Origin of the sequence: Rhodococcoides corynebacterioides NBRC 14404 (assembly GCF_001894765.1) — a bacterium.
GTDB lineage: Bacteria > Actinomycetota > Actinomycetes > Mycobacteriales > Mycobacteriaceae > Rhodococcoides > Rhodococcoides corynebacterioides.
The window spans coordinates 599,727-611,626 of record NZ_BCWV01000004.1 but is presented as its reverse complement, the minus strand read 5'-3'; the positions used below and the strand labels follow the sequence as shown (position 1 = coordinate 611,626).

Below are 11,900 nucleotides of genomic sequence, written 5' to 3'. Positions count from 1 at the left end.
TCGGGGAGCGATCGCTCTGTCGAGACGCCCAGTGCGTCAACCGATCACGGGCTTGCGCCCGGACGTCAGCCTGTCCAGCTCGGCCTGCATCACGGTGACGACTCGGTCGGCGAAGTCCTCCGCCGACTCGTCCGGCCGAGCGGTCATGGGAGCGAGAACCGAGGTGTCGAGCTTGGTGGGCAACGGGAAATAGGGGAGCAGCCCGACGAGTCCGAGATTCACGCCCCAGGGAATGGACACCGAGAGCGGCAGCGCCTTGAGGCGAAGGAGCTTGTCGACGCGGGTGGCCTTGGCCAGTCGCTTGCCGCCGGCGATCACCAACAGCGATTCGCCCGCCCCGGCGGTGACCACGGGCACGACGGGCACCTGCGCTTCGAGGGCCAGGCGAGCGAATCCCGTACGGCCCGAGAACACGATGTCGTTGCGATTCGACCAGGCCTTCAATGCGTCGACGTCTCCGCCGGGGAAGACCAGGACGTTGCTGCCCTCGGCGAACGCTTTCAGGGCGGTGTCCTTGTTCGCGGGCCGAGCGCCGAACGGCTCGATCAGCCTCTCCGCGTGCAGAGTCCAGGCGATCTGGTGGGTCAGGGTGATCAGGCTTCGGTCGATCCCCATCTCGTCGTACGCGGCGGCGAAAGCGAAGACGTTGAGGTCGACGATCCCGCCGAATCCGTGGTTGGCGACGAACAGCACCGGCCTGTCCGGGATCGGCTCGGCAATCGACACGCTCAGGCGGTTGTAGAGCCGCAGGGTCGTGATGGACGCCGAGCGCAGCATCCGGGCGATGGTGTTCACGACAGTCCCGCTATCGGTCCAACTGTGTCTCGGCGGCGATGCCGGCGACGACGAACCCTCCGGCGATCAGGCATCCGGCGACGCGCGTGCGACGAGGCAGGTCCGCCGTGAGCGCGAATGCCGCGGTATCCCAGACGTCGACCGCCACGCCGGCGCGCAGCAGCGTGCGCACGACACGAGGGGCATAGGAGGTCGCGGCGAACAGCCCGCCGCCGATGTAGATCTCGCGGATCCCGAAGGTGCGTGCCGCGGCTCGCGTCGTGGGGGTCGCGGCGTCGGTGCCGGCGAGCAGTTCGTTCGCACGGGTCGGGGCCACCATGTGCGCGATGCCGATGGCTGCGCGGGCCAGCCCGACTGCCTCGGGCAAGCGCCGTCCTGTCCCCCGGTCCGACCTGACTGCCATGAGCCCCCCTCGTCGACGCTGCGTTTCGAACACCTATCTGACGATGTCCTCAGAAGTGAGCATAGCGGCAACAACGGGCCGTTTGGCGCCCGATCGGCCTCGCCGGCTGCTCGGGACCGTGAACTCGGGCGCCCGGACGCCTCACTCCTGCGGCGACTGCGCCGGGTCGCCGACGGTGCGCCGCAGGACCAGCTGCGTGAGCGGCGTGACGGCCAGCGCGACCGTGAGGCCCACGAGGACAGCCAGGATCATGTTGTCCTGCAACGCTTGTCCACCCAGGTAACCGGCCATGACGATGTAGATGCTCCAGGTGACCACTGCGATCGCGGTGTACGGACCGAAGGTGCGCCAGGGCAGCGAGCTGATTCCGGCGCTCAGCGTCACGAAATACCGCCCGACCGGAACGTATCTCGACGTGACGAGGATCAGGCCGGGGCGTTCGGCGAGCTGGGCTCCGATCCAGTCGAGAGACCGGCGACGACGCGTGCCGGGTGGCAGGCGTCGCAACACGGGCGCGGCGAGCGCACGCCCCACGAAGTAGGGCACGAGGTCCCCGCCGAACGCTCCGACCGCGGTCGCGACGATGACGAGCGTCACGTTGGCATCGCCGTTGGCCGCTGCGACTCCGGCCACGACAAGGAACGGTTCGCTGGGAATCGCGGGCAGGAACGAGTCCAGGAACGACACGACGACGAGGATCACGTAGAGCCACGGGGAGAGCACGAGTGCCTCTGCGGCGTCGAGCCAGTCCATCACGTCGGGCCGCCCACCGCACACCTCCACAGGACCGAATGCCGTGATCGTCGCAACTCGTCGATCGAAGGTCAACGGGCGTTGGGCGCTGTCCAGCTGCTCGGTAGCCTGAGGGTGTCGCCTCCCTGCAGAGTCGGCTCGAGCGTCGCCCAGGGGAAGGCCCGGACACGTGCGGACAGTCCTCGTGGAGACGCACCTGTTCGGCGACATCGAGTTGACCTACCGCGACTCCGCGATCGTCGCCACGTACACGGACGAGCCGAGTACGGAGGTCTCGATCACGCGCACCGGTAAGAGGAGTAGGAACTCCCCGATCGGGACCCGCGACGAGTCGGCCCTCCAGGCGGTTCTCGACGGCCGTGACGTCCCGCTGTCTCCGGGGCGCGCCCGACTGTCGAAGCGGACCTATCGCGTCGGCTTCGAGATCGACGGGCGCGTCCTTACTCTCGCGGCGCGCACTCTCACTGACAGCCGACTGCTCGACGGCACGTCGGACACCGGCGAGAACTGCTTCGGCGAGCTGACCCGAACGCACGACGGCATCGAGATCACGTGGGCCGTCCCGTTCCGGTTCATGACGCGATCAATCGAGCCGCCGATACCCACGAGGGACGACGTCCTCGTCGCGGTCTGCGTCGCTGCAGCATTCGGGACGGGCGGCCTGTCGGTGGCCACCGTCGTCTTGGGGTTCGTCGACGCGCTTCTTCCCTGAGGGCGCGGGAGTTCCGTCGACTGTGGCGCACGTGGCCGTCGCGCAGAAGGGCCGCCGGGGCCGCGTGAAGGCCGCGCAGCGCACCTCGATGCGCCCCCGTTGCAGCCTGCGCAGAGTGAGGTGCGCTGCGCACCGGAAAGGGGGGTGCGACAAATAAGCACCTATTGTCATCTTCGGATACGCGTGGTTTAGTTCTGTCACCAGGACAGTACGATCTCACCACCGAGGCGGTAGTCGTCATGCGCGTTCGCGACACGATCATCACGAAGACTCAGGCAGTGGTTCCGATGGAACGCCAGATCCAGGGACTGCATCTGTGGCAGCGCGCCAAGCGACTCGTGGTCGACGACGGCCAGCCACACTTCTCCGAGGCTCCGATTTCCGACGTCACCGACCTCGACCTGACCGAGATCGACGTCAGCAACCCGTTCCTGTGGCGTCAGGGGGCGTGGGAGCCCTACTTCCGTCGGCTGCGTGACGAGGCGCCCGTTCACTATCGCGCCGACAGTGCCTTCGGGCCGTTCTGGTCGGTGACCCGCTACGACGACATCGTCCGCGTCGACAAGGATTTCGAGACGTTCTCGGCCGAACCGCAGATCATCCTCGGAGCACCGCCCGAGGGCCTGGACATCGAGATGTTCATCGCAATGGACCCGCCACGCCACGACCAGCAACGCGCCGCGGTCCAGGGTGTCGTCGCACCCCAGAACCTCGAGGAAATGGAAGGGCTCATCCGCTCCCGCGTCGCGGAGGTCCTCGACGAACTCCCGGTGGGCGAGCCCATCGACTGGGTGGATCGCGTCAGCATCGAGCTGACCTCCCGCATGCTCGCCACGCTGCTGGACTTCCCGTACGACGAGCGTCGGAAGCTGGTGGAGTGGACCGATCTGGTGGCGGCGAGCGCGTCGGCGACCGGCGGATCCACGGACACAGACGCAGCGTACCGAGCAGCGGCGGAGGCGGCGCGCAGCTTCAGTGCCCTGTGGCACGACAAGGCCGCGCGGCTCGCGGCGGGGGAGAAGCCGGGGTACGACCTCATCACCCTCATGCAACTGTCCGAGGACACGAAGGACCTCATCGACCGACCGATGGAGTTCCTGGGCAACATCGTGCTGCTCGTGGTGGGAGGCAACGACACCACCCGCAACTCGATGACCGGCGGACTGCTGGCCCTGAACCGGTTCCCGGAGCAGTTCGACCGCCTCCGCGAGAATCCCGCCCTCGTCCCGAAGATGGTCCACGAGATCCTGCGGTGGCAGACGCCGCTGGCATACATGCGTCGTGTCGCCACCCGCGACACCGTCCTGAACGGACAGTTCATCCGGAAGGGCGACAAGGTCGTCATGTGGTACGCCTCGGCCAACCGGGACGAGCGCACGTTCGAGAACCCCGACGACTTCGTGATCGACCGGCGCAACGCCCGCCACCACCTCGCGTTCGGCATCGGCACGCACCGGTGCATGGGGAGCCGCCTGGCCGAGATGCAGCTACGCATCCTGTGGGAGGAACTGCTGGCGCGTTTCGACGACATCGAGGTGGTGGGGGAGCCGACGCGGGTGCAGTCCAATTTCGTGCGCGGTTACGGCTCGATGCCGGTGGTCCTGACGCCGAAGGGCGGCGAGCGTCGGCAGCACGGCACCTGGCGCGCGCAGAACGCCACGACTCCCGGCGGCGCCACGTCCGACGCCGCGACACCCGGCGCTACCACGCCCGACACGAGCGCGTCCGCGACGAGCGCACCCGACGCCCCCCGCACTCGGCGCGGTGCCGAGCGGACCCAGCTCGATCTGCGCGTGACCCGGCGGCGCACGGCGGCGGAGGGCGTCGTCGAACTCACCCTCGCCGACGCCGGAGGTGGATCGCTCCCGCCCTGGACCCCCGGCGCCCACGTCGAACTGACGGTGAAGCCCGGACTGGTCCGGCATTACTCGCTGTGCGGGGACCTCGCCGACCGGTCGTCGTGGACGGTGGCCGTTCTGCGAGAACCGGACGGCCGTGGCGGCTCGGCGCACGTGCACGATCAACTGGCCGAGGGCGCGACTCTCCGGGCGCGCGGTCCGATCGACAACTTCGCGCTCGTCCCCGCGCCGCGCTATCTGTTCCTCGCCGGCGGCATCGGCATCACTCCGATCCGCGCGATGATCGCCGCGGCGCGCTCGGCCGGGGCGGAATGGAACCTTATCTACGTCGGCCGGTCCCGGTCGTCGATGGCATTTCTCGACGAGTTCGACGGCGACGATCGGGTGACCGTGTGGGCGAAGGACGAGCGCGGCGGACGCCTCGACCTGGACACGGTGCTGGGCGAACCGCGCTCGGACACCCTCGTCTACTGCTGCGGACCGGCTGCCCTCCTCGACGCTGTCGAGACGCGGTGCGCCGCGTGGCCGGGGGAGGCCCTCCACCTCGAGCGCTTCGCGGCGCAGACCGTCGCTGCGCCCGACGGCGCACTCGAGTCGTTCGACGTGGAATGTGCGCGGACGGGGGTCACCGTCACCGTTCCCGAGGGCACGACGATCTTCGACGCGGTCGAGCAGGCCGGCGCCGACGTCATCGGATCGTGCATGGAGGGCATCTGCGGAACCTGTGAGGCCGACGTCCTGAGCGGCACCCCGGACCACCGCGATTCCGTGCTCTCCCGCGCCGAGCGCGAACGGGGTGACACCGTGATGACCTGTGTCTCGAGGTCGTTGTCCTCGAAGCTGGTCCTCGACCTCTGAGGATCCGAATCGCGTTGCGCAGCAGTGGCTCCGGGGCCGGCTCACTCGAAGCTGCGTACCACCCGATCGATGCGGTCGACGGCTTCGTCGATGTCCACGGTGGGCTGCAGGAGGTGGCTCAGCGTCAGCCGGACCACGCAGTCGACCAGCGCCTCGGACGCCCGATCGCCGACGAGCGCGCCCACGGCAGCGTTCGCTTGACCCAGCACGGCGTCTGGGTTGACGGTGACCATCGCGAGCAGGCCCGAATCGTGCCCCGGTCGCAGGACCGCGGCCAGAGCGGCGTTGGAGCGGCCGTGTGCGAGGACGCTCCGCACGGCCGCGGAGATGCCGTCCTCGAAGCTGTCGGGGTGCGCCGCGAGTCCGTCGCCGACCTGCTCGAGGAATTGGCCGACCTCCCGATCCACCACGGCGCGGCCGAGGTCGGTGCGGGTGCCCACCTCCTTGTAGAGGCTCTGACGAGGGACCCCGGAGCGCTTGGCGACCTCGGTCATGCTGAGGGCGTCCCAGCCCCGGTCGGTGATGATCTCCACCGAGGCGTCGAGAACCCGCTCGAGTCGCAGGGCCCGCAGTTCGGAATAGAAGTCGGGCGCGGTCACGCCCGTGAGCCTAGGTCAGAACCCGTGCGCCGCCACTCGTGGACTCGGGCCCGGTTGTCGTTTCCGCGGAGGGCGCACACCCTCGCGGACGATGCACCGTCCGTAGGAGCAGGGGCGATCCGCGGGAAGCGTGTCCCACCGCGAGCGGTCACGGAATGTGACCCGAACAACGGCACCCATCCATTCTTTTGGCGCGCACGAATGCGGTGATGACCACCCGGCGTTCCGAAGGCTGCCGCGCGTCCACGGCCTGTACGACCGTGCCGTTCGCGGCCGCGTCGGCGTCGTTGTTGTCGATACCGTGGCGCGACCCCGGCCCGCGCGACCTGCTCACCCTCGCAGCGGCTCTGGGCCTGGTGCGTCGAACCGCGGAGCATTCATCGTCACTGTCGAGGGCGATCTCCGCGGCCGGGGACGCCGTCGACTGCGCCGCGGCCTCCTGGTTCGACGAACTCGGAGTCACCGTCGACGGTGCCCGCCGGGAGGCGCACGCCGTCGCTGCCGAGGTTCGCGAGGTCCTGGCCGTGTCCGACTGCTCTTGCGGCAGCGCACTGTCCGAGAGCGCCGTCGTCGCTGCGGCGCTCGCCGGCACCATCGCCGACCTCGCCGGCTACATCGAGTCGCAGTCGGGTCCGCCCGTGCCGTGGGAGGTCTTCCTGTCACCGCACGTGCTCGACCTGCTGCGCCGGGTGGCGGAGACGCTCGTCCCGATCGCCGAGAATCTCGACGAGGCCTGACGACGTCGCGAACGACGTCCCGAGTGCACGACATCCCCCGTATAGTGCGAGCGGTTCCGTACCGAACGTTCCGAATCGACGAGGTGACTTCGTGCCGTATCTCGGTCTGCTGACGATGGCCCTGCTGGTCTTCTGCCTGATCGACGTGATCACCGCCGACGAGGGCGGTGTGCGCCACGTGCCGAAGATGGCGTGGCTCGTCGTCGTCCTGCTCCTTCCGCTGATCGGATCGCTGCTGTGGCTGACGGTCGGCCGGCCCATCGGTGCCGGACTCTGGGGTGGTGGTGAGCCGTCCCGGCCGCGCTCGGGCTTCGCGGAATACGACGTCCGCCCCGGCCGCGCCGTCGCGCAGAGTCCGGAGGCCGACGCCGAATTCCTGCGCCAGTGCCGCGCGCGGGCCGAGGAGCAGCGTCGCGTGGAGCGGGAGCGGCGTCGCGCCGAGGAGTCCTGAGCGGTCGATCGTCCACGTGCGCAGAAATATTCGCGTGCGACCGGGGTTCGGTCACCTCTAGGGTCGACGCGTCCGTTCCCCCACCGCGCGAGGTTCCCGATGGTCGTCCACCCCTCCCGTCCGGCCGAGGCGGCGCCGCTGCACATCGCGATGATCGGGACCACCGCCCCGAGTCACATCTACCCGTCGCTCTCCGTGATCGCGGAGCTCGTGCGGCGAGGTCACCGGGTCACCTATGCGGTCGGTGAGTCGTTGGCCTCTCTCGTCGAGCCGACCGGTGCGCGGGTGGTGCCGTTCGACTCCCTGCTCCCTCGAGGCGAGGAGTCCTGGCCGGACGATCCGGCGGCGGCGATGCACGTGTTCCTCGACGAGGCGATCGCCGCGTTTCCCACGTTGACGACGGCGTACGACGACGATCGTCCGGACCTGCTGCTCTACGACATCGGCGGACTGGCCGCGCCGGTCCTGGGCGTCCGTTACGGCGTCCCGGCGGTCCAGCTGTCGCCGGCGTACGTCGCGTGGAACGGGTACGAGGACGATCTCGCCGACGTTCTCACCCCGATGCGGACGTCGGCGACGGGCGTCGCCTATCGCGACGCGTACGCGGAGTGGCTGCGGGACAACGGGATCGAGGCCGATCCCTGGGACTGGATCACCTATCCCGAACACTGCCTGTCCTTGGTGCCGAGAACGATGCAACCGCACGCGGATCGCGTCCGCGAGTCCGTGCGCTTCGTCGGCCCCTGTCCGGATCCGACTCGCCTGGCGGATCGGAGTTGGACGGCTCCGGCGGGGCCCGTGCTCTACGTCTCCTTCGGCACCGGCTACAACGACCGACCCGATTTCTATCGACTGTGCATCGAGACCTTCGGCCACACGCGGTGGCAGGTGGTGATGTCGATCGGGCGCCGAGTCGACCCCGCCGTCCTGGGGTCGCTCCCGCCCAATGTTCAGGTCCACGAGCACGTTCCGCAGTTGGCGGTGCTCGCGTCGGCGCGAGTGTTCGTCACCCATGCCGGCATGGGTGGATGCACGGAGTCGCTGTGGTTCGGAGTGCCGACGGTCGCGATCCCGCAGGGAGTGGATCAGTTCGCCAACGCGGCGATGCTCGACGAGATCGGGACGGGAGTCCACCTCCCCTTCGACGAGGTGACGGCGGAGTCGCTCCGGGCCGCCGTGGAACGGGCCGTCGACCTCGGGCCCCGCGCGGCCGAGGTCGGCGCGGACGTCAGGGCGCACGGAGGCGTCGACGTCGCGGCCGATGCCGTCGAGTCGTTCGTACGGCGCTGAGTACTGCGCCGGCAACGGCGACAGCCGACTACCGTGCCTGTCATGCCGATCCGCATGGACAACGTCGGAATAGCGGTGCGTGACCTCGACGCCGCAGTGGCCTTCTTCACCGACCTCGGCCTCGAGGTGGTCGGCCGCGACACGGTGCAGGGCGAGTGGACCGACACGGCAGTGGGCCTGGACGGGAATCACGCGGACATCGCAATGCTGCAGACGCCGGACGGTCACAGCCGGATCGAGCTGTTCCGCTACCGGCACCCGCAGCCGATCGAGACGGAACCGACCCGGCCGAACGAGATCGGGATGCACAGGGTCGCATTCGAGGTCGACGACATCGAGGCCTCGCTGGCCATCGCAGCGCGTCACGGCTGTCTGCCTCTCCGCGGTGTCGCGGAGTACGACGGCATCTTTCGCTTGACCTATCTTCGTGGTCCCAGCGGCATCATCGTAATGTTCGCGCAACGCATCGGCGGCTGATCACCCGATCGCGGCGGCCAGCCGAGGGACGAGCGAGAGCGGGGTGGCGTTCTCGACCAGTGCCCGTTGCGCGCCGTCGAGGACGTCCGACAGGCCCGGCGCGGGATCGGTCGTCTCGGCCACGGCGAAGGTCGCGCCGCTGAACGGCCAATCGGTGCCGAAGACGATCTGGCCGACGTCCGCGACCTCGAGGACGCTGCGCATCGAGGACGCCGAGGCCGACAGTGCGGTGTCGTAGTAGAAGCGGCGGAGGGCTTCGCCGACACCGAGCAGGGACACCGACGGCACCGCGTCGGGAACCACCGTGCGGGGCGTCGACAGACGGGTCGCGAGGAACGGCAGGCAGCCCCCGGCGTGCGCGAGGACGAATCGGATGCGCGGGTACCGATCCAGGGTTCCGGACAGGATCAGACTCGTCGCGGTCCGCGTGGTGTCGAACGGGAACTCGAGCAGGAAATCCGGAAGCGGCATTTCGGGTTTCGACGGCGCAGGCATCTCGCCGGGGTGGACGAACACGGTGGCGGAGTAGGCGTTCAGCAGGGCCATCACCGGCTCGAACCGCGGGTCTCCGAGGTACACACCGTCGTACGACGACAACAGTGTGACCCCGTCCATCCGTACCACGTCGAGGGCGTAGGTGATCTCCGCGAGCGTCGCCGCGACGTCCGGCAGGGGAACGGTGGCGAACGAACCGAACCGGGTGGGCCACCGACGCTGAAGATCGCCGGCGTAGTCGTTGCACGCCCGCGCCAATCGGATCGCGTCTCCGCCCGAGACGAAGCGCACCCCCGGATCGGACACCGACAGCACCTGCGCGGCGATGCCGAACCGGTCCATGAAGTCGAGGGCGCTCTCCGGCGACCAGGCGGGGAACGGCAGACCACCGGGCGCGAGGAGGCCGGCACGCAGGACGGCGGCGCGGTAGTCCGGCGGAATCATGTGCCCGTGGAGATCGATCCGCCGACCGGCGGCACCGGACGAGGCCGGGGTGTCGCCGGCCGGGGTCGCCTGTGCCGTTCCCCCGCCGGACAGCGCCAGTGCCCCGCCCGCGGCGATCGCCTGGACGAGTCGGCGTCGGCCGATCCGTGCGGTCGACGGCGACGTGCTGGTCGGTTCGTCGTGTGTCATGGTCGCCCCCCGAGACGATGAACGTCGGCCGCCCCCCGACCGACGCCCGGCACGATAGCAAGGCGCGGCCGCGGGCAGGCTCGTCCCCGAACGGTTCGGCGCCGTCACAGAACGGGCCGACGACGTGGGGACCGATCCCGGGCGGCAGCGAGGCGACGCCGCGGCCGCCCGCGAACCCCTAGGGTCGGCTGCGTGCACTTCGACGACTATCGCCGGTACGACGCCCTGGGTCTCGCCGCACTGGTGCGCGACGGCGAGGTGACCTCGAGCGAGCTGGTCGAGGTCGCCCTCGACCGTGCGCATCGCACCCACGCCGCGCTGAACGCCGTCGTGCAGTGGCAGGACGACGACGCCCGATCCCGCTCCCGGTCCGCGTTGTCCGGCCCGTTCGCAGGAGTGCCGTTCCTGCTCAAGGATCTGGCGCAGGCCCAGGCGGGTGTGGTCGAGACGGCCGGATCGCGGGCATATCGAGATACGCGGGCCGCGGCGACGGACACCGTGGTGCAGCGCTGGCTGGACTCCGGCCTGGTGGTCATCGGACGGACCGCAGTCCCGGAATTCGGGGCGAAGGGCGTCACGGAATCCGACCTCTTCGGGCCGACCCGTAATCCGTGGGACACGACCCGCTCGCCGGGGGGATCGTCGGGCGGGTCCGCGGCCGCGGTGGCCGCAGGTGTGGTGCCGGCCGCCGGGGCCAACGACGGCGGCGGGTCCATTCGCATCCCGGCCGCCTACTCGGGTCTCCTCGGGCTCAAACCCGGTCGCGGGGTTGTGCCCTGCGGACCCCGCTCCAGCGAGTTCTTCCACGGCGGCGCGGTGACCGGCGTGCTCACCCGCTCGGTGCGGGACTCCGCGGCCATGCTCGACGTGCTGCGGGGCTCGGACCCGGCGGCGCCGTACGTCACCCCGACCCTCGCGGAGAGTCATCTGGCCGCACTCGACACTCCGGGGCCGCGTCTGCGCATCGGCATGCAGAGCACGTCGGCCCTGTGCGATGCGCCGGACCCCGAGGTGCTGGACGCCCTGCACCGCACCCGCTCACTGTTGGTCGACCTGGGACACGTCGTCGAGGACGTGCCTCCGCCGGTCGACGAGGAGGCGTTGGCGCGGGACTTCCTGCTGCCCTGGTTCGTGAACGTCGCGAGCGAGCTCGCAGCCATCGGATCGGCGCGCGCTGCGGACGTCGAGCTGGACACGATGGTGATGGCGGAACTGGGCCGACGCACCACGGCCGTCGATCACGACGCGGCGCTGAGCCGGTGGCACGACCACGTTCGCGCTCTGTCCGACTTCCACCGTCGTTTCGACCTGCTGTTGACCCCCACCACCGCGACGCCCGCGCCGCGAGTCGGCGAATTCGCGACCACTCGGCTCGAACGGCTCGGGGCGCGTGCGGCACTCGCGCTGCGTCTGGGGTCGGTGCTGGCCCGCGTGGGGGCCGTCGAGGCGGGCGTGATGCGGAATCTGTCCGCGGTGCCGTTCACGCAGGCGGCCAATCTGACCGGGCGGCCCGCCCTGAGCGTGCCGTTGTTCCGTACCGCGTCCGGGCTGCCGATGGGATCGCACTTCGTGGCCCCACCCGGCGGGGAAACACGACTCCTGCGCCTGGCCCGTGAGTTGGAGGAGGCGAAGCCCTGGTTCGACGTCGCTCCGCCGGACGTGGGGTAGATCGACCGATGTCCCGACATCGGGCGGCCTGCCGGTGTGCAGGCCCACAATGGAGTCGGTGATCACTCACAATGCGGAACAATGAAGTCACGCAATGGAATCCGTCCATACTGGGCGCACGCGAGACCAATCGCGACATCACCAGAAGGAGACATTCGTGTTCAGCTTCC

At 69.6% G+C, this 11,900-nt stretch carries 12 protein-coding genes; 7 read left to right on the top strand and 5 right to left on the bottom strand.

The window, feature by feature from the left end:
* Positions 1–36 precede the first annotated feature (36 nt).
* The 3 genes from RC2_RS12145 to RC2_RS12135 all read right to left on the bottom strand — a co-directional run bounded on the left by RC2_RS12145 (position 37) and on the right by RC2_RS12135 (position 1,951).
* A complete protein-coding gene (locus RC2_RS12145) occupies positions 37–795 on the bottom strand; it encodes a lysophospholipid acyltransferase family protein (protein WP_082895581.1) in 759 nt (252 codons plus the stop codon).
* 10 nt (positions 796–805) lie between these two features.
* Complete coding sequence (locus tag RC2_RS12140) at positions 806–1,162, bottom strand: hypothetical protein (protein ID WP_245811087.1); 357 nt, start codon at positions 1,160–1,162, stop codon at positions 806–808.
* Between the two features lie 177 nt (positions 1,163–1,339).
* Positions 1,340–1,951, bottom strand: coding sequence for a DedA family protein (locus tag RC2_RS12135; protein WP_068149826.1), 612 nt, complete (start codon positions 1,949–1,951; stop codon positions 1,340–1,342).
* 169 nt (positions 1,952–2,120) lie between these two features.
* Here RC2_RS12135 and RC2_RS12130 point away from each other — a divergent pair, with 169 nt between their 5' ends.
* Entirely contained in the window at positions 2,121–2,663 is a 543-nt protein-coding gene (locus RC2_RS12130) for a hypothetical protein (RefSeq protein ID WP_068149764.1), read from the top strand.
* Positions 2,664–2,902: 239 nt separating this feature from the next.
* Positions 2,903–5,380, top strand: coding sequence for a cytochrome P450/oxidoreductase (locus RC2_RS12125; RefSeq protein ID WP_068149767.1), 2,478 nt, complete (start codon positions 2,903–2,905; stop codon positions 5,378–5,380).
* Between the two features lie 41 nt (positions 5,381–5,421).
* On the opposite strand, the gene RC2_RS12120 is transcribed toward RC2_RS12125, so the two are convergent.
* Positions 5,422–5,979: a TetR/AcrR family transcriptional regulator gene (locus tag RC2_RS12120; RefSeq protein WP_068149769.1), complete on the bottom strand. Its 558-nt coding sequence runs from the start codon at positions 5,977–5,979 to the stop codon at positions 5,422–5,424.
* A 209-nt stretch (positions 5,980–6,188) separates the two neighbouring features.
* On the opposite strand from RC2_RS12120, the gene RC2_RS12115 reads away from it, so the two are divergent.
* The 4 genes from RC2_RS12115 (at position 6,189) to RC2_RS12100 (ending at position 8,934) form a co-directional block, all read left to right on the top strand.
* Entirely contained in the window at positions 6,189–6,716 is a 528-nt protein-coding gene (locus RC2_RS12115) for a hypothetical protein (protein ID WP_139277351.1), read from the top strand.
* A gap of 91 nt (positions 6,717–6,807) precedes the next feature.
* Positions 6,808–7,167, top strand: a complete 360-nt coding sequence (locus tag RC2_RS12110; RefSeq protein WP_068149775.1) for a PLDc N-terminal domain-containing protein — start codon at positions 6,808–6,810, stop codon at positions 7,165–7,167.
* Positions 7,168–7,266: 99 nt separating this feature from the next.
* Complete coding sequence (locus RC2_RS12105; RefSeq protein ID WP_068149777.1) at positions 7,267–8,457, top strand: macrolide family glycosyltransferase; 1,191 nt, start codon at positions 7,267–7,269, stop codon at positions 8,455–8,457.
* A gap of 42 nt (positions 8,458–8,499) precedes the next feature.
* Entirely contained in the window at positions 8,500–8,934 is a 435-nt protein-coding gene (locus tag RC2_RS12100) for a VOC family protein (protein ID WP_068149780.1), read from the top strand.
* Here RC2_RS12100 and RC2_RS12095 read toward each other — a convergent pair whose 3' ends face one another.
* Positions 8,935–10,062, bottom strand: a complete 1,128-nt coding sequence (locus RC2_RS12095; RefSeq protein ID WP_068149783.1) for an amidohydrolase family protein — start codon at positions 10,060–10,062, stop codon at positions 8,935–8,937.
* A 192-nt stretch (positions 10,063–10,254) separates the two neighbouring features.
* Between RC2_RS12095 and RC2_RS12090 the strand changes: the two genes are divergently transcribed.
* On the top strand, positions 10,255–11,730 hold the full coding sequence (locus RC2_RS12090; protein WP_068149785.1) for an amidase: 1,476 nt from the start codon (positions 10,255–10,257) through the stop codon (positions 11,728–11,730).
* Positions 11,731–11,900 lie beyond the last annotated feature (170 nt).